Below are 18,184 nucleotides of genomic sequence, written 5' to 3'. Positions count from 1 at the left end.
TTACTATTTATGAAAACTTCATTTTATTTATTCTTACTTTTATGTTGGGACATATTTCATGTAGCCCTTTATATTTGATACAATCAATACAAAAAAACATAATGCGGGAATCCGTACATTTCAAAGTCTAAGAGGAGGTTATATTTTGTTGGATTACATTTGGCTAGATGACAAATCACCAATTTTAGAACAACTACCAAGCACCTTTAAATCTGCAGCTATATTGCTACACCCTTTTGTCCAAATGCCTTTAGGATGGGAAAAGTCTGTGAGAAAAAGACCATATGAGCACATCTATCCTAGCGCTGAAGAAATCATTCATAATGGGAAATCCGTTTCTTGGAAGGAAATGATGTCTTATAGTGGATTACATTCATACGCAGAATTAGCAATGGCCATGTTGACTTCCATTGGTGCTTATACAGAAGAATATAAAAGAGAGGATTTAGCCGAAAAGCTATATTCAAACTTAAAAAAAGATCTTTATTATCCAACAGAAGATTATACGTCTATATTTTTATTACATAAATTACTTAAACTCCTCGGTTCTAAAGGTGCAAAAAATTTATATTTCTCTGAACCAATTCTTGATACAAACGGATTATTAGAGGTAAATAATACTACTCCATTAGATATTTGGGACATTAGCAATAATGAGTTAATTATTACTGGCGAAGATAATGAGTATGCGTTTATGAGTATATTCGATTCCTTTACAACCTTATTATTAGCTAAAGAAGAAAATATAGAATATATTGTTCATTCAATGAACGTTGAAGCTGTCATTTGTGACAAAAAAACGATGATTGATTGGTATTTTTAAATTAGTAATTTCTTAAACTATAAAAAAGAAACTTGCGCTTATGCACAAGTTTCTTTTCAAAAACATCCTTATTTTTTCACAACTTCATGTCCACCGAACTGATTACGTAGTGCTGAAACTACTTTTCCATGGAATGTATCATCTTCCTGAGAACGATAGCGCATAAATAATGACATAGCGATTACTGGTGCTGCAGCTTGAAGTTCAAGTGCAGTTTCAACAGTCCATTTTCCTTCTCCTGAAGAGTTCATTACACCTTTAATGCCATCTAGTTTGGGATCTTCTGCAAATGCTTTTTCAGTTAAGTCCATTAACCAACCACGGATAACTGATCCATTCGCCCATACTTTTGCAACATCTTCATAATTGAAATCAAAGTCACTCTTATCTAGTACTTCAAATCCTTCAGCGATTGCTTGCATCATGCCGTACTCAATACCGTTATGAACCATTTTTAAGAAATGACCACTACCAACACGGCCAGCATAAGAATAGCCATTTTCTACTGCTAAATCTTTAAATAAAGGTTCTAATTGGTCGTAAATTTCTTTTTCTCCACCAACCATTAAGCAAGCACCGTATCTAGCTCCTTCTACACCGCCTGATGTACCGATATCTACATAATGTAATCCGAAGCTTTTTGCTTCTTCAGCACGGCGTAACGTATCTTTATAGAATGAATTTCCGCCTTCAATAACGATATCACCTTCATCTAATAACGGATATACATCTTTTAGTACTGACTCTACAACTTCTCCTGCAGGCACCATTACCCAAATTGTACGAGGAGCTTCTAGTTCAGCAATCATTTCTTTTAATGTATGACGTGCAGTAATTCCTAGTTTTCCTGCCTTTTCAACAAGCTCTTTATTTACATCGTATACTACTACTTCATGCTTGTCTTCATGTAAGTGTTCAGCTAATGGGAATCCCATTTTTCCTAATCCAATTAAACCTAGTTTCATATTAATCAATCTCCTATTCTATACAAATATATTTAATATCGAAATTAGCCCAAGTGCTACTACAGATAATATAGTCTCCATTGCAGTCCATGTTAATAACGTTTCTTTCACAGTCATTCCGAAATACTCTTTAATCATCCAAAATCCTGAATCATTTACATGTGATAAAATTAATGACCCTGCACCAGTTGCAAGTGCTAGTAGTTCAACATTTACACCTGGTGTACTTGCTGCAATCGGTGCAACAATTCCAGCCGCTGTCATCATAGAAACAGTAGCTGATCCAGTTGCAATTCGAATAAGTGCCGCAATTCCCCACCCTAATAATATCGGTGAAATATGTGATTCTTTCGCCATATCTGCAATTGTCGTTCCAATTCCAGAATCTAATAATACTTTATTAAATGCGCCGCCTGCACCAATCACTAACAATATGTTTGCAATAGGTCCAAGGCAATCATTTGTAAATTCTAACACTTTATCTTTTGAGAAACCTTTTGCATATCCAAGACTAAAGAAAGAGTAAATGGTTGCAATTAATAAAGCCACAATCGGATCTCCAATAAAGTGTAATACTTGTGCTAGTTGACTTGTTTTATTTAATGCAACTTCTGCTATTGATGCACCAAGCATAAGAAATACTGGAAGTAAAATTGTAAACAATGTATTCCAAAAGCTAGGAAGCTCTTTTTTATTATCTTTTTCAACAAATTGCTCCGCTATATCTAATGGTACTTCCTTATGTATACGAGCACCAATCCATTTCCCGTAAAGTGGACCTGAAATAATTGCAGTTGGAAGTCCGACAATTAACGCATATAAAATTGTCTTCCCTACATCTGCTTTAAAAATACCAACTGCCGCCATTGCCGCTGGATGCGGTGGAACAAGTCCGTGTACGACTGACAGTCCTGCTACTAGCGGAATACCAATTGTAATAAGTGATACCCCAGTTTCTAACGCAATTGTAAATACTAACGGAATTAATAGTACAAATCCAACTTGGAAAAATACCGGAATCCCGACTAAAAATGCAACGAACATCATCGCCCAGTGAACTCGTTTCTTCCCAAAACGATTAATTAATGTGTTAGCGATACGTTCAGCACCACCAGATTCGGCCATCATTTTTCCAAGCATCGTTCCTAGTGCTAAAACTATCGCTAAAAACCCTAACGTATTACCAAGCCCTAGTTTAATAGAATCAATAATCCCTGGATCTTTTGGTGAAGTTCCAATTAAAGGCATTCCCATTGCTAATCCTACACCAATTGCTGTTAAAATTAATGCGACAAATGGATGCCATTTTACTACCGTAATAAGTAAAAGTAGTATGACAACTGCCGCTAGTACGATCCCAACTACCATTTCTCCCAATCCCCCTATTGTTTACGTTGGAAAGCAGCTATACAATCAAATTCTTCTTTCAAGCGATTGTAAAGTCGTTCATACATATAAAACATTTCTAAATATATAGCCGTATTTTCTTTATTTGGTACATGGTGATGGACAATATCAATCCAATCCTTTACCTCTTCAAGAGAATCGATTTTTCCTACAGCATATAAAGCAACTGCCGCTGCCCCAAGCGCAGATGCTTCATGGCTTTCCGGAACAAGCAATTCTTTTCCCATCATATCGGACAACATTTGTCTCCAAAATGCAGATTTTGCAAACCCTCCTGAAACTCGTATTTCAGTAAGTGGCCCTGTACAATCCCTGATTGCTAGTGCTACTGAATATACACTCATACAAACACCTTCCATCACTGCACGTATAAAATGTTCTCGCTTATGTTGAAGATTGATTCCAAAGAATGTACCACGAGCATTTGCATTCCAGTAAGGTGCGCGTTCTCCAGATAAGAAAGGTAAGAACAATAGTCCATCCGCTCCAGCTGGTACGCTTTCTGCATATTTAATTAATAAATCATAAGGATCAATGCCGAGCTTTCTTGCTACTTCTTGCTCTGGACTACCAAATTCATCACGTAACCATCTCAGTAATATTCCGCCGTTATTCGTTGGACCACCGATTACCCAGTGCTCATCTGTTAATGCGTAACAAAACGTTCTCCCTTTCTCATCTGTATTTATATTTGATGAGATTGTTCGAACCGCACCACTCGTTCCAATCGTAATTGCAGCCGCACCCGGTGATATCGCACCAACTCCTACATTTGCAAGAACCCCATCACTTGCTCCGATGACAATTGGTGTTTCTGCACTTATCCCCATCTTCTGTGCTAATTCTGGCTTCATACCTGATAAAATATATGTAGTTGGTACAGGGGTTGATAATTGTTCTGGTGACATATGTAACATAGTTAAAACATCTTCATCCCAGTTTAATGTTTCTAAATTAAATAACCCCGTAGCAGAAGCAATCGAATAATCAACTACGTAGCGTGAAAATAATTGGTAAATCACATACTCTTTAATGGAAATGAATTTATAGGCACTTGTATATAACTCTGGTTCCTCTTCTTTCATCCATAACAATTTAGAAAGTGGTGACATCGGATGAATCGGTGTACCTGTACGTCTATAAATTTCATGCCCATTCATTTGTTGTAATAATTTTTCTGATTGCTTCGTACTTCGATTATCTGCCCAAATGATAGAACGCGTTAATGGCGCACCATTTTCATCTACTGCAATTAATGCGTGCATAGCTGTACTAATACCGATTGAAGAAATATCTTCTGGTAATACATTACCTTTTCCAATGGCAACGCTTACACTTTTGTATACAGCGGCACATATTACATCAGGATCTTGCTCAGCCCATCCTACATTCGGTTGAATAATTGGGTAATCGATTGCATGTGATGCAATGACTTTTCCTTTTTCTGTGAACACAACCGTTTTTGTACTTGTGGTACCGATATCAATCCCGATTACTCTCCCCCTTGTTTCCATGCGAATCTTCCCTTCATTTCTAGAAAAATACGATTTAGTAAACCGTTTACATGAATTAGTATATAAAATATTTTTTCATTTATCAAGTTATAAAAAGAAATTTTTTTTCATACCAAAAAATAAATCCCCTCATTCCATTTCACTTATATACTACATTTAGCTTTTCCATGCGGTAAAATTACGTTATATTCGTTACGCAATACACTCTTTCCTCTCATTAACAACACATACATAGTCCTCCACACGTTCTACTTATTTGCTTGAAGAAAGAGTTGAAAAGCAATATTCATTTTTAGCGGTCACGTAACATCACCATCAAACCAAGAAAAGTAACTAACCGCAGAATGAGAATTCTGTGCATTTTGCTCTTATTTATTGTTTTAAGTTCACTAGTCTTTTATCTTGATAAACATAGAGCGTGGCCCCCTATTATCACTTTTTTATCTTGTAAATATATCTTGCATACTATAAAACCGAAGTGTATTTTTATTTTTCAGAAAAATAAAATAATAATACAGAATTTATTGTATAATGTTGTAAAAAGATGTCGGAGGGATTTAATGTTAAATAAAATATCTCAATTCACAATTAAGCTTTCATCAATTCTTTTATCACTCTTACTATTATTAAATTTACCTTATTTATTTATCACTCAACAAGGATTTACCTTTCAACCAATTTATTTTTTTAATCAGATCGTTACCATGTTAAAACAGGTCTTCTCCCCTGAATCATTAGTGATTATAGGATCAGACCCGAAGTTTGGCCATTTCAAAAAAACACCATTATTTCCAACTGTTTTAGAACCTTACCTATATTCATTTACTATATTATTTTCAGCCTTTTTTCTTGCTCTCTTTTTATCATCCAGCATGGCATTTTTTTATTTTTTAGCAAAAGATTATATAAAAAAATGGATAAACCGAATTGTGTTCATATTAGAAGCTGTCCCTGATATGATGATGATGATTTGTTTGCAAATATTTTTCATATGGGTACTTCAGAAATTTGGGGAATCTCCTGTCACTATTATTTCTTTTAATGAAAATCGAGCTTATTTACTCCCTATTTTATCATTAGCTGTCTTACCTACATTACAAATGTTTCGGATGATTGTGTTATACATAAAAGAAGAACAAGGAAAACATTACGTAGAGGTTGCATATGGAAAAGGCCTTTCATCAAGTTATATACTATGCATTCATTTATTCAAAAATATATCTATCCACTTCTTCCACCATTTAAAAACGATTTTTGTTTTCTTACTTTCTAATTTATTCATTTTAGAACTTGTTTTTAATATGGAAGGCATTATTCAATTTTTATTTAATAAGGCGTTTGTTTCACCTCCAGCTGCATTTATCATACTTGTTATGATTATTTTACCGTTTTATGCCATTTTCCAAATAGTCTCATTCATGATGAATAGATGGAAAAAGCAATTGAAAGGAGTATCATTATGAAATCTATTTGGAAATCAAAACGCTTTTTAATCGGCTTTACTTATCTATTCATACTTATTTCAGCTAGTTTTATTTATAGTTGGTTCTTTAAAGATAACATCCCAAAACCTCCTCAGTTACTTTACAATGACAATAACGAATTACTTGGAAAGGCCCCCTTTCCGCCATCGTTAATTCCACCTTTTGGATCTGATCGTTTTGGAGAGTCTGTTTTCTTACAAATTGTAGAAGGAGCAAAATTCACTATTTTATTAGCAGTGGCAATTAGCTTCTTTCGAATTTTATGCGGAACATGTATAGGAATCCTCTTAAGTTTATTTGCTCCAAAACTCAAGAGATTTTTCCAGTCATGCTCAGAAGTTTTTTATTATATTCCAACTCTATTTATCGCATTCATACTCATCACGCCCGTTAATATTATAATCACATCAAATGCTGATGGGGTAGATCCAAATATTTCATTTATGTTTTATCAAGTACTCGTACTTATTTTCGTCGCTCTGCCTACACTTTCTTTATACATATCCTCAGAGGTTGATGAATTTATGAAACGAGATTACATCTTAAGTTCACAATTACTGGGTGCTAGCCGTTTTCATATTATTAAAAAACACTTACGAGTCTTATTACTTGACCGCTTATTTGTATTATTTATGGAACATATCGTCCAAACACTCATACTCGTTATCCATTTAGCGTTGCTTAACATTGTAATTGGCGGGATACAAATGCGTGAACTCTATGACGGAGTGCTTAAACCTGTTTCTCTATCTAATGATTGGGCAGGTCTTATTGGATTAAATCGTAATGAAATGAATCTTTCATGGTGGATTATTTTTTATACTCTCGCTTCATTCTTTATTACGATTCTATTTATTAAGCTTATGACCATCGGGATTCAAGATGCACTGAAAGCAAGAGATTCGCAAATTGTAGCAATTCAAAACGTTCCAGATCATAAAAAATTTGTTAAACATAAAGATTCCTTTTCGTTTGCAAATAAAGTAAACCTTTAATCATTTCTCATTAATCAAGTATTAATTGGCATTGATATTAGTAGAAAATAAAGAAGATGATCCCTATTAAATACAGGGATCATCTTCTTATACTGTCTAACTTTTTTACATGTCCTTTGCTAGACTCATGCTTTTTATATTTAAAGTGAATTATTTGCAAGCACAATTATGTTTTTTAAAATCAATTACCATACGCCCTTGAATTCTACCTTGTTCCATTTCTTCGAATACATTTTGTACTTTATCTAGAGAACAAGTTTGAACAACCGGCACTACTTTTCCTTCTGCCCCGAACATAAATGCCTCCTCCAGATCCTTACGAGTACCAACTAGAGAACCAACTACTTCAATTCCATCCAGTACAAGTCGTGGGATGTTTAAGTCCATTGTTTCTACTGGTAGCCCTACTGCAACTACTTTACCGCAAGCACGTACTGCATCAACTGCTGAGTTAAAGGCTACTTTAGAGACTGCTGTTACTACCGCAGCATAAGCGCCACCAAACTCCTCTTGCACAATTTTATCAGCAGGACCTTGAGAAATTGGATTGATAGTCATATCAGCACCAACTTCTTTTGCTAAGGCTAATTTGTCATCATTAATGTCTACTGCGATTACCTTTGCACCAAATACATTTTTAGCATATTGGATAGCTAAGTTACCTAATCCACCGCAGCCATAGATTACAATAGGTTGACTAGGTTTAATATCTGATACTTTAATAGCTTTATATGTAGTTACACCAGCACAAGTAATTGATGATGCTTGAGCAGGATCTAATCCTTCTGGTACTTTTACCGCATAATCAGCTGTAACGATACATTGTTCAGCCATACCACCATCCACTGAATAACCAGCGTTTTTAACTTCACGGCAAAATGTTTCTCTACCAGTTACGCAATATTCACAACGTCCACAAGATTGGAACATCCATGCAATACTTACACGGTCACCTATCTTTAGTGAAGTAACATCATCAGCTATTTTCGTAACAATACCTACACCCTCATGACCAAGAATACGGCCATCAGTATTACCAAAATCATGATTCGCAACGTGTAAATCAGTGTGGCAAACTCCACAATATTCTACATCTACTAACGCTTCACCTGAGTGTAACGGACGTAATTCTTTTTCAATCACTTCGATGTTTGCTTTGCTGTTTTTATTAACCACTACTGCTTTCATATGTGATCTCCCCTTTAGTGTTTTAGCATTTTAATGAGTTTATCTCACAACTACTTTCTTCACTACTTTGGCTAGTTATTGTACCAAATTTAAGTGTTCAATCATCATTACATCTTCATCATAACATGACACTTCATAAACAACTTGTGAAATTATGAACAATATTTGAATCATTACACAAATCGGTCTTTATTTTAAATTTTTAAAAATGAGAGTTTATCATTGACTATAAGTAAGTCACATATTTCTAAAAGAAAATAAATTAACAAACTTCTTACCGATAAAAAAGCTCTTCACTCAATATTTTCTACATGTAAACACTTAGTTTCACAGTAATATCCTTTGCCACCAACATAAACTTTTTCTATTTTATTTTTGCTATTGGTTGCTAATTTAACTAATATTTCAGAAGGCGAGTGTAAAGAATAGCCTTGTTCAAATACATAGACTTCTTTTTGCAAGTAGTGCTGTTCATAAAGGTAGCAAGCTAATGCACCGTTTGAAGTTCCAGTCGCTGCTTCTTCATTGATGTCGTATAGCGGAGCAAAATTTCTGCATATAATTCGATTGTCATTAAAAGTATATAGATGCATCCCGACAACATTATAATACTTGCTGATTTCTTTAATTTTTTCAAAATTAGGTTGCAGTGCATGTAATTGTGTTTCACTTTTTATAGGAATTAAAATATCTTTTAAGCCCGTGGAGACAATTTGAATTGGGTATTTATTTTCTATATCTTTACTATCAAAACAGTCGATGAACTCGTTTGGAGATACAACATCATAGAATATCGGTTTATTTTGTTCCATGAATATGATGTCATCTTTTATAGTAATAGTAAGAACACCGCTGTTCGTTTCAATCGTATAGCGATTCCTGAAAAGTTTATTTAAATGCATCAGTATCGCGAAAGAGCCAATTGTGGCATGACCACATAAATCAACTTCTTCTTTTGGTGTAAAATACTCAAATTTATAATCAGCAATTTCAGATTCTGATATAAATGCGGTTTCCGCATAGCCCAGTTGTTTGGCTATTTCCATTTTTTGAGTAGTGGTCAATGTATTCTCAATAAATACCACTCCTGCTTTATTTCCGCCTTTATGATCCTTACTAAATGCACTTGCAACATAAACAGATATTTTCATAAGACACCTTCCTCACTTATAGTAAATTATAGTATAGAAAGCACTACATATAAATTCCATTGGATAAATATCCCTAAAATAAGAAACAAACTATTTTTAGCATTTGAACTCTCCAAAAATAGTTTGTCTACAGTCTGAAAGCTCTTCATTTGAAGAGCTTTTTTTATATTCGCTTCATCGAAATCGTTTCACGTATACTTTGTAAATTTTTTAGAGTTTCCTCTTGTCGTTGCAACGACAACCCTACATACAAAGTATCTAATAAGCTTAACTGTGCTAATCTTGATGAACTTGCTTCTGTGCGGAATTCAGTCTCACGTGTTGATGTATATAACGTTATATCAGCAAGTTGACTTAATGCTGATTTCTTATAGCTCGTAATCGCAATAATTTTGGCCCCTCTTGCTTTCGCTACTTCTAATGCTTCAAGTAATCCTTTATTGCTACCAGAATGAGAAATACCAATAACAACTGAATTTTCCGAGAGTAAACCTGCTCCCATAATTTGAAAATGCGAATCAGTATGAGCGATACAAGAAATACCCGTTCTCATAAACTTATGATACGCATCCATTGCAATAATACCAGAGCCACCATTTCCATAAAACTCAATTCGACTTGCTTCTTGTAAGGCTCGTACAGCCTGCTCAAGTGCCGTTTCATTAAGCAAATGTAAAGTATCTTGCAGTCCTGTAATATGCGAATGAAAAACTTTTTTAGCAACAGTTACCATACTATCTTCTGCTGATACCTCTTCATGGATATTTTGCATCGGTGTATGTACAATTTCACGAGCTAATGTAATCTTTAAATCTTGAAAACCTTGCAAACCAAGGTTTTTACATAAGCGGAATATCGTAGCTTCGGAACTATTCGTAACTTCAGCTAATTCTGTAATAGATTTATGTACAACATCTTGTGGATGTTTCAAAATATGTTCGGCAATACTTCGCAATTTCGGTGATAAACCATTTAACGAAGCCTGAATCTTTCCAATCCCACTTCTTGTACCAGGCATAGCATATCCTCCCCTTCCATCGTAGCTTTATCCTGTAAAAACCGATTAGTTAAACTAATCATCAGTGGGGATGGTCCTCCACTGATTAGAGTTTCACTTTATTGTACCTAATTATCGAAAGAAGAAAAACCTATATTAGGGATTACTATAATTTTTAATTGCTCCTATGTATTCTGTCATACGATATAACAGAATTATTCATACTTATGAGTAATTCTCCCCATGTTTCACTGCGTATAATGCGGCTTGCGTACGATCATCCACTTCCAATTTAGCTAAAACGTTTGAAACGTGTGTTTTCACAGTTTGTTCTGTAATATGAAGTTCTGCTGCAATCTCCTTATTGCTTCTTCCTTTTGCAATTTCGCGAAGTACCTCTTGTTCTCTTTTCGTTAACATTGAAAAAGGATTTTCTATTTCCTTCTTTACTGCGGAACGCCCCATTAATGCAGGTGTTACTTTCGGGTGAAAATTCGCATTTCCTTGCTGTACTGCAATAATAGAAGCGACAAGTTGCTCAGGTTGTACTTCTTTTAATTGATAACCATCTGCTCCAGCTTCAAGTGCTGGTATAACATAATCTTGCTCTGAAAAACTACTTAATATAAGTACCTTTATCGTCTCATCGTATTGCTTTAGACGTTTTGTTGCCTCAATTCCATCCATTTTCGGCATCGATACATCCATTAGTACAACATCCGGTCTTTCTTTTTGCACGAAATGTAATGCCTCTTCGCCATTTTCCGCTTCCCCAATAATTTCAAATTCTTCTCTCGTTTTCAAAAAGAATACAAGTCCTCTTCGAACGATATGATGATCCTCAACTAGTAGCAATTTAATCTTCAATCTTATTCTCCCCTTCAAATCGGCAATTGAATTTCTATTTTTGTACCCTTTTTCAGCTCCGTTATAATTTGAAACGATCCCTTCATTAACTGAATACGTTCCTTCATACTTTTCAGACCAAGTGCTGATTCCCTTACTTGTTCTTGTATAAATCCTATTCCATTATCTTCTATGTAAAAATGTAACTGGTTATTTTCTATTTTTAAAAGAACATGTACCTTTTCACACGAAGCATGCTTTTTACAATTATGTAGCGCCTCTTGGCTAATACGCCATAAAACTTCTTCTATTTCATCCCCAATTGAAACCATCCCATCAATTCGAACTTCCACTTGAACTCCTAATAACTTCCCGTAATTTTGAATTGCTTCCGCTAATCCTTTCTCTAATCCTTCAGGTCTTAATTGCCAAATTAATAGCGTCATCTCTTGTAATGCTTCTTGTGATAATTCTCCAATATAACTTAACATCTCTTGCAATTCTCTATCTTGCGTCATATTCAGAGTACCTTTCGCTGTTAGCATAATAGAAAATAACAATTGTTTTACTGAATCATGTAAATCACGTGCAAGTCGATTTCTTTCCGCTACCACTACATATTTACGTTCTTTCTCAACTAATTGAATACGTTGTATTGTCGTTCCAATTTGAAATGCAATTGATTCTAATAACGCTAACTCTTCCTCTGAAAAATAAGTTTTATGAGGTGCAGCCACATTTAGTAGACCAAATTTTTCTAATCCAGACCTAAGCGGAATAGTCGCATGATGTGTAACATCTTCTGTCTCTCCCCAATTACATTCAATTGCATCTTCTATTCGCTTACATTCAATAATATTAGTCGCTTTTTCCAATCTCCCATTTACAAAACGTTCTACACACCAACAGTTTCCTTCACACATCGGCTTCTTCTTTTGCCACGTAAGAGCCTCTGGTAAATTTTCGTCTACAAGCATGCTGTGCTTTCCACTTTCATCAATAAAGAATATCCACCCTGTTTGTAAATTCATTACTTGTAACAATGTATGCAACACTTTTTCTAACATATCCTGTAAGTTTGTTGCTTCATTTAATAATTCAGCAATTTCTTTTAATGCTTCTAAACGACGCATCTCTTTTTCTTCAAAGTTCATTCTCATCACCAACTACAATTATAACATTAAGAAATTTCTAAATTCTATAAATAAAAAAAGAACCGAATTCCTTCAGCCCTTTCTTTATATCAATCATTTTATTATTGTTATTCTATCCAATTTTGGAAGCAGAATTTTTGTTAACAAACGATTCTACTTTAGCTGTCCGATAAAGATTGTCCACCATGGATATGCTGTAAACCTTCAGTAGTAACAACCATATTCGCTGCTGGCATTTGCACTTGATTCTTATGGAACATAGACATTAATTCAAATCTTACTTGTCTAGAAGTTTCAAAATAATCTTCTGGCTTTATTAAACCTGTAATACAAAATTCATAGCCAACATATTTCAAGTTAGGATTTAAGTCTGTAACACCGACGTATTTAAATGGTTCAACAGCCTCATCCTCTACTCTATAAAGAGTTTGATTCAATTTTTCATTGCATATAACACAGACTTCTTCTAACAATTCCTTCACTCTTGTTGGATCTTCCTGATAACTTACCGTGATGCGTTCAATTACACGCATCCATCCTTTATTAAAATTTTGTATCGTTCTAATCTCTCCGTGCGGGATGGTAAGTAGTTTTCCTGACCATTCACGAATTTGCATAAAACGAATACTAATCTCTTCAATAGTTCCTGAATTTGTTCCGTTAAAAGTTACAAAATCACCAACTCGAAACTCTTTGTCCGCTAATCTTGCAAAACCTAATATAACATCTTTTAGCATCTGTTGTGCAGCAAAACCGATGACAACTCCAGCTATCCCTGCACCTGCAATAATACTTTTTATATCTACAAATTGGCTAATTAAATATATGATAAGACTGATGATAATGATATATCTAAAAATAGATCGAATTACACTTTGAATCGTCTGCTCTACCTCTTCATCAAAAAAGCTTGATTTCCTAAAAAACCAATCAATAATACGGTTTATTACAAAAGAAATAATGATTAAAACTAAAGCAAATAGTAAAAATCTTAAAAGTAAAAACTCCCTTACATAATTAAAAAATTCTTCAGTATACGTTAATAAACTCATCCATCCACTTCCTTACTAATTAAGAAATTCATAATCGTCTCAGTTTTTTCTAGGAAAATCTATTATCCTAATCTAAAATGCCACTACCCTTACTATGTATTTTGACTTTATTACTAATTCAGTTTATACAGTATGTCTAGATGTTCTTTTCCTTTCCCTTTAAATATACCCTTTTTAATAACCTAAGGGGGAGCAAATCGTGAAATTTTTTCAACGTTACAACTTTATTCAGCTCATTACGATTTCAACTCATTTATTCATTAACTACGTAAAAAAAGAGCTGAATTTATCAGCTCTTTTATTCGATGTTAATTGTTGTCTTACTGTTTTTTTCTTCTTTCAGTTTTGGTAATTCTATTGTCAGTACGCCATCTTTATAATTTGCTCTAACATTTTCTTCCTCAACTTGTTTAAAACTAAAGCGTCGAGTTACAGAACCTATAGAACGTTCTTTACGAATATATGTGCCATTCTCATTTTTTTCTTCTACTTCATTATGGTTAGTTGCTTGAATCGTTAATACATCTTGTTCAAAATCAACTTGAATGTTTTCTTTTTGAAAACCTGGTAAATCTGCTTTCACAGTATATTTATCAGATTGCTCATGAACATCTACTTTAAAAGTATCCATGTTCAGTGGCTTAAAGAAAGCATCTGTCATCCCTTCTAATAAAGAAGGCCCAAAATCAAAAATACCATTTTGACGTTTTGTTATCTCTGGAAATAAATTACGCATATTTTTTCCTCCTTATTATTTATGAATGAAAGATTATCTCTTTCTGCCTTTATTATAACATTTGGTCAAAAAAGGTCAAAGATTTTGTTTGACCTTTTTTGATGTATATTTTACCAAATAACACAAATAAGTTATATGTCTTCTCTCCCCTTATAAAGAGGAATATATTTACATAATAACGAATAGTTTATTTGCTCTTATTTTTTCTTACGGAGGTTACATACAATGGGATATATTGAAGAACTTAGAAAAGTTGTCGGATCAAGACCACTCAATTTATTAGGCGTTGCGGTAGCTGTTTTCAATGAACAATGACAAATAAAAGAGACCTTTTTTAAAGGCCTCTTTTTTCACTTCACTTCTGCATGTAAGCATGACTTAAAATGTCCAAGTGCAAATTCATGCCCTTGTGCATTAAAAGATGCAACCGCCTTTTCATAAACAACAATTTTAAACCCTTTATTATAAGCATCTACTGCTGTATGAAGAACACAAATATCAGTACAAACACCTACAAGATGAACTTCTGCTATTCCTCTTTCTCTTAGCTTCATCTCTAAATCCGTTCCAGCAAACGCACTGTATCGCGTTTTATCCATATAATATACATTCTCAGCATTTTTATATGTTTCGTATACTTCTTGTAACTCACCGAATAAGTCTCTACCATTTGTACCTGCTATATTATGAGGAGGAAATAATTTCGCTTCGGGATGATATTCATCATTTTCTTCATGTTTATCAATTGCAAACACTACGTAATCCCCATTTTCAATATATTGCTTCGTTATATGTACAATTTCATTCTCAATTTCTTGTCCTGGTTTTCCGCAAGTTAAAGCACCTTTTTCCGCTACAAAATCATATGTATAATCAATATTAATAAGAGCTCGTTTCATTACTATCTCTCCTTCTTCTGTTTCACAGTAAACAATAGAAAATTTGTTATTACGACATCGTATGTACTATTCGACATTTCAAATGAAATACCTACATTTTTCTTGCAAAACTCACCTTAATCCGAGTTTATCATAAAGTGAAACTTTAATCATTGGAGAGGTTGTTCATCTCCAATGATTATCAGCCCTCATCAATCGTGCATTTACAGGCAGTTGATCTCCCACCTAATCTCCTCACCTATACCGAGTTTTAAGGTAAGGTCTTACTGCCCGTTAGTGCGGGATATAATAGATAAACAATGGTAAAACAAATAGCTCCTATTAACAAGTCATGAATTTGATAATTGAGCGTTATTTGCATAAACTCTTATATCGTAAACCAAATTACTGCCATCATTAGGCTAATCAAAATGATACGAATACACCGATTCACGTATTCAGCCTCTTTCTCTGTCATAAGTAACAAGTGATTACTTCCTATTTAATCGTATTAGAAAATGAAATAAGTTATTCACTCTTGCACACTCTAGTCCAAACAAAAAAGCACACTACTTTTTGAGTAATGTACTTTTTATTCATATTAAGACGCTGGTTTTGTCTCAAATGTTGCTTGATTAAAACTAATAACCTTTCCTTTCGGGTCATTGTTTTCATACTGAACTGCAGTAATTGTATGACTACCTGTTTCCAGCGTTTTTTCTTTTAACTGCACTGTTGTCTGCGTTGTACTAGTTACTTGATGTTTATCCGTATACATTTGATCTACAAATACGAATGTTTCTTTATCACTTTGAAAATTAGAAAGTTCTAATTCAACTTGCTGAATTAACGTATCCTTTTTGATGAATACAGTCGGTATATTGCCGTTTTCAGAAGTACCATCTGGAGTAATAACTTTTACTTTCCCTTCTCCAATTGACATTGCTCCTTCAGGAAATACAACCATATTCTCATCACTTGCGTTTACAACTTGTTCTTCCTGTTTTGATTGCGCGTCCTCTTTTTCCTGTGGAGCACCGCAACCAACTAATAACAATACAGACAATCCAGTGATTATGAATTTTTTCAAAATTCATCCCCCCTGTAACTTCATTATAATTTATTATACAAAAATAACTTTTAAATTTTGAGACTACTTTCAACACTTTCATGAACAAATAGAATCTTGCTCACGATTAATGTATCATACTTTCCTTAATAGAACATTAATTTTTTTTATGAAATAAATAGTAATTCCCTCTTATCTATCATTTTAGCCCAACATATGAATTACATACCCTCAAAAATAAAAAGACATTGTTAGTTCAATGTCTTTTCTATACAGCAATTAAAAAACAAACGTTGTAATCTCATCTACTTCTTTTCTTGGAAGTTTCTTCGGTTTATCTTTCGGAAATCCGAGTGAAATAACCATATTTATTTGTTTTTCAGGCTCAATTTGTAAATATTGGCGCAGTTCATCTTGAGCTAGCAATACTGGCCCTGTCATTGGACAAGTACCAAGTCCCTTTGCATGTGCAGCTAACATTAAGTTTTGTGCCGCTAAACAGCTACTCTTAATGCCTTCTTCTTCCCAAACTGAATCTGGAACAAAAGCAATTGGATCAAATATCTTTTCACGGAACTTTGATTCATATGGTGTTGCCAAACATACGATTAATACTGGTGCCTCCGAGAAAGCTGTTGCATATGGTCCGAAAGAACGTGTAAGTAATTTCCCTGCTTTCTCTTCTCCATTTTCTGCTGCTTTTGTCGCAAGTTTATGTAATGCATCCCATGTCATTTGTTCAATTTCTTTAATCTTCTCTCGATTCATGATAACTAAGAATTCCCACGTTTGTGAATTCGTATCACTTGGTGCGTAACGAGCACAATCAATTATTTCTTTTATATCATTAGTAGATACTTCTTGATCTGTAAACTTTCTAACACTTCGTCTTCCGTGAATTACTTCTTTAAAATCTTCATAATTCATATATTAAATCCCCTTTTTACAGCGTTTTCAAAACTTGTCCTATGCTTGAATTATATCATGAAAAAAAGCCGGAAGAATACCAGCTTTTTTCTTCATAATTAATTTGTCACTTTAAATAAACGAATACTCTCTTCGTATGCAGCTTGTAGTTTTTTCGTAATTGGTCCTCTTTCACCAGCCCCGAACTGTTCATCACCAATTTGAACGACTGGGAATATTTCAAGCGGCGTCGCTGTAAAGAAGCACTCCTCAGCGTCATATACTTCTTGTAATGAAAACTCTCGTTCCTCTACATCGATATGTAACTCTTTCGCTAATGTAATTACGTAGTGACGTGTAATACCATGTAAAATGAAATGATCCGCTGGATGTGTAATCAACTTATTATTCTTCACGATAAAGAAATTGGAATGACACCCTTCAGTCACAATGCCATCTCGTACTAATATTGCTTCTTGATACCCTTGTTCATTTATTTTGTTTTTGATCATGATATTAGGAAGCAAATTTAAAGATTTTATATGGCAAAACTTCCACCTGATGTCCTCTTCTACTGTCACCTTAATCCCTGCCTCCATTGAAGCAACTGGTCTTGGGAACGAAACAAGATTTGCAAAATATGTCGGTTGTAAATCTGATTCATATACATGATTGCGCGGTTGTGCACCTCTTGATATTTGTAAATATACATTCCCATCTTCTTGAAATTGATTTTTTTTAATCATTTGATATAACTCTTCTACTAATTCTTCCTTCGTAAATGGTGGAATTAGTTTTATTTCCGCCATAGAGTTAAAGAATCGTTCCAAATGTAAATCTAATAAATGAGGCTTGCCATCGTATAGTCTAAATACTTCATAAATCCCATCACCAAATTGGAAGCCTCGCTCTTCTAATGCGACCATCGGCTGTTCTTCCTTCGTATTAATCATTCTCCCATTAAACAAGATCCAATCTTTATGAGTAGCTTTCATTCTTCCCCACTCCTTTATCACATG

General features: G+C 34.2%; 17 protein-coding genes and 1 pseudogene. 3 read left to right on the top strand and 15 right to left on the bottom strand.

Annotated elements, in window-relative coordinates:
• The first annotated feature begins 109 nt into the window (after positions 1-109).
• Complete coding sequence (locus MHB52_RS11835; protein ID WP_423739796.1) at positions 110-823, top strand: DUF2711 family protein; 714 nt, start codon at positions 110-112, stop codon at positions 821-823.
• Between the two features lie 68 nt (positions 824-891).
• On the opposite strand, the gene gnd is transcribed toward MHB52_RS11835, so the two are convergent.
• The 3 genes from gnd to gntK are packed head-to-tail and all read right to left on the bottom strand — an operon-like array spanning position 892 to position 4,709.
• Positions 892-1,788, bottom strand: coding sequence for a phosphogluconate dehydrogenase (NAD(+)-dependent, decarboxylating) (gnd, locus tag MHB52_RS11830; protein WP_000765982.1), 897 nt, complete (start codon positions 1,786-1,788; stop codon positions 892-894).
• Positions 1,789-1,806: 18 nt separating this feature from the next.
• Entirely contained in the window at positions 1,807-3,156 is a 1,350-nt protein-coding gene (locus MHB52_RS11825; RefSeq protein ID WP_016117743.1) for a GntP family permease, read from the bottom strand.
• A 14-nt stretch (positions 3,157-3,170) separates the two neighbouring features.
• Positions 3,171-4,709 (bottom strand): gluconokinase, encoded by a 1,539-nt coding sequence (gene gntK, locus MHB52_RS11820; protein WP_016117742.1) that lies wholly within the window; start codon positions 4,707-4,709, stop codon positions 3,171-3,173.
• A 560-nt stretch (positions 4,710-5,269) separates the two neighbouring features.
• Here gntK and MHB52_RS11815 point away from each other — a divergent pair.
• Together MHB52_RS11815 and MHB52_RS11810 are read left to right on the top strand one after the other, a co-directional pair.
• Positions 5,270-6,172 carry an ABC transporter permease subunit gene (locus MHB52_RS11815; RefSeq protein ID WP_016117741.1) on the top strand — a complete coding sequence of 301 codons (903 nt, stop codon included), beginning with the start codon at positions 5,270-5,272 and terminating at the stop codon, positions 6,170-6,172.
• Entirely contained in the window at positions 6,169-7,188 is a 1,020-nt protein-coding gene (locus MHB52_RS11810) for an ABC transporter permease (RefSeq protein ID WP_016117740.1), read from the top strand. Before MHB52_RS11815 ends, MHB52_RS11810 begins: the two co-directional genes overlap by 4 nt.
• Before the next feature lie 150 nt (positions 7,189-7,338).
• Here the strand turns inward: MHB52_RS11810 and adhP are convergent, their stop codons facing one another.
• The 12 genes and pseudogenes from adhP to dat form a co-directional block, all read right to left on the bottom strand.
• The gene (adhP, locus tag MHB52_RS11805; RefSeq protein ID WP_016117739.1) at positions 7,339-8,376 is read right to left on the bottom strand and encodes an alcohol dehydrogenase AdhP; all 1,038 of its coding nucleotides are present in this window, start codon (positions 8,374-8,376) and stop codon (positions 7,339-7,341) included.
• A gap of 293 nt (positions 8,377-8,669) precedes the next feature.
• Complete coding sequence (locus tag MHB52_RS11800; protein ID WP_000704317.1) at positions 8,670-9,527, bottom strand: PhzF family phenazine biosynthesis protein; 858 nt, start codon at positions 9,525-9,527, stop codon at positions 8,670-8,672.
• A 163-nt stretch (positions 9,528-9,690) separates the two neighbouring features.
• Positions 9,691-10,545 carry a MurR/RpiR family transcriptional regulator gene (locus tag MHB52_RS11795; RefSeq protein ID WP_001119646.1) on the bottom strand — a complete coding sequence of 285 codons (855 nt, stop codon included), beginning with the start codon at positions 10,543-10,545 and terminating at the stop codon, positions 9,691-9,693.
• Between the two features lie 204 nt (positions 10,546-10,749).
• Positions 10,750-11,391: a two-component system response regulator CasR gene (casR, locus tag MHB52_RS11790; RefSeq protein WP_000694631.1), complete on the bottom strand. Its 642-nt coding sequence runs from the start codon at positions 11,389-11,391 to the stop codon at positions 10,750-10,752.
• 14 nt (positions 11,392-11,405) lie between these two features.
• Positions 11,406-12,503 carry a two-component system sensor histidine kinase CasK gene (gene casK / locus MHB52_RS11785; protein ID WP_170962673.1) on the bottom strand — a complete coding sequence of 366 codons (1,098 nt, stop codon included), beginning with the start codon at positions 12,501-12,503 and terminating at the stop codon, positions 11,406-11,408.
• Positions 12,504-12,682: 179 nt separating this feature from the next.
• A complete protein-coding gene (locus MHB52_RS11780; RefSeq protein ID WP_000055434.1) occupies positions 12,683-13,576 on the bottom strand; it encodes a mechanosensitive ion channel family protein in 894 nt (297 codons plus the stop codon).
• A gap of 298 nt (positions 13,577-13,874) precedes the next feature.
• On the bottom strand, positions 13,875-14,312 hold the full coding sequence (locus MHB52_RS11775) for an Hsp20/alpha crystallin family protein (protein WP_001245052.1): 438 nt from the start codon (positions 14,310-14,312) through the stop codon (positions 13,875-13,877).
• A gap of 350 nt (positions 14,313-14,662) precedes the next feature.
• Complete coding sequence (locus MHB52_RS11770) at positions 14,663-15,211, bottom strand: cysteine hydrolase family protein (RefSeq protein ID WP_016117736.1); 549 nt, start codon at positions 15,209-15,211, stop codon at positions 14,663-14,665.
• A gap of 250 nt (positions 15,212-15,461) precedes the next feature.
• Positions 15,462-15,668, bottom strand: a pseudogene (locus tag MHB52_RS11765) (hypothetical protein).
• A 123-nt stretch (positions 15,669-15,791) separates the two neighbouring features.
• The gene (locus MHB52_RS11760; RefSeq protein ID WP_000713496.1) at positions 15,792-16,280 is read right to left on the bottom strand and encodes a hypothetical protein; all 489 of its coding nucleotides are present in this window, start codon (positions 16,278-16,280) and stop codon (positions 15,792-15,794) included.
• A 258-nt stretch (positions 16,281-16,538) separates the two neighbouring features.
• Positions 16,539-17,186, bottom strand: a complete 648-nt coding sequence (locus MHB52_RS11755) for a nitroreductase family protein (RefSeq protein WP_001105290.1) — start codon at positions 17,184-17,186, stop codon at positions 16,539-16,541.
• A gap of 98 nt (positions 17,187-17,284) precedes the next feature.
• A complete protein-coding gene (dat, locus tag MHB52_RS11750; protein WP_000648387.1) occupies positions 17,285-18,160 on the bottom strand; it encodes a D-amino-acid transaminase in 876 nt (291 codons plus the stop codon).
• Positions 18,161-18,184: the final 24 nt, after the last annotated feature.

Source organism: Bacillus sp. FSL K6-0073 (genome assembly GCF_038006085.1).
Classification (GTDB): domain Bacteria; phylum Bacillota; class Bacilli; order Bacillales; family Bacillaceae_G; genus Bacillus_A; species Bacillus_A cereus.
The sequence above is the reverse complement of the archived record's forward strand: the minus strand, read 5'-3'. Positions and strand labels throughout refer to the sequence as shown.

Coding starts and splice junctions, on each gene's coding strand:
- gnd (WP_000765982.1), bottom strand. CDS start 1,788: ATGAAACTAGGTTTAATTGGATTAGGAAAAATGGGATTCCCATTAGCT.
- MHB52_RS11825 (WP_016117743.1), bottom strand. CDS start 3,156: ATGGTAGTTGGGATCGTACTAGCGGCAGTTGTCATACTACTTTTACTT.
- gntK (WP_016117742.1), bottom strand. CDS start 4,709: ATGGAAACAAGGGGGAGAGTAATCGGGATTGATATCGGTACCACAAGT.
- MHB52_RS11815 (WP_016117741.1), top strand. CDS start 5,270: ATGTTAAATAAAATATCTCAATTCACAATTAAGCTTTCATCAATTCTT.
- MHB52_RS11810 (WP_016117740.1), top strand. CDS start 6,169: ATGAAATCTATTTGGAAATCAAAACGCTTTTTAATCGGCTTTACTTAT.
- adhP (WP_016117739.1), bottom strand. CDS start 8,376: ATGAAAGCAGTAGTGGTTAATAAAAACAGCAAAGCAAACATCGAAGTG.
- MHB52_RS11800 (WP_000704317.1), bottom strand. CDS start 9,527: ATGAAAATATCTGTTTATGTTGCAAGTGCATTTAGTAAGGATCATAAA.
- MHB52_RS11795 (WP_001119646.1), bottom strand. CDS start 10,545: ATGCCTGGTACAAGAAGTGGGATTGGAAAGATTCAGGCTTCGTTAAAT.
- casK (WP_170962673.1), bottom strand. CDS start 12,503: ATGCGTCGTTTAGAAGCATTAAAAGAAATTGCTGAATTATTAAATGAA.
- MHB52_RS11780 (WP_000055434.1), bottom strand. CDS start 13,576: ATGAGTTTATTAACGTATACTGAAGAATTTTTTAATTATGTAAGGGAG.
- MHB52_RS11775 (WP_001245052.1), bottom strand. CDS start 14,312: ATGCGTAATTTATTTCCAGAGATAACAAAACGTCAAAATGGTATTTTT.
- MHB52_RS11770 (WP_016117736.1), bottom strand. CDS start 15,211: ATGAAACGAGCTCTTATTAATATTGATTATACATATGATTTTGTAGCG.
- MHB52_RS11755 (WP_001105290.1), bottom strand. CDS start 17,186: ATGAATTATGAAGATTTTAAAGAAGTAATTCACGGAAGACGAAGTGTT.
- dat (WP_000648387.1), bottom strand. CDS start 18,160: ATGAAAGCTACTCATAAAGATTGGATCTTGTTTAATGGGAGAATGATT.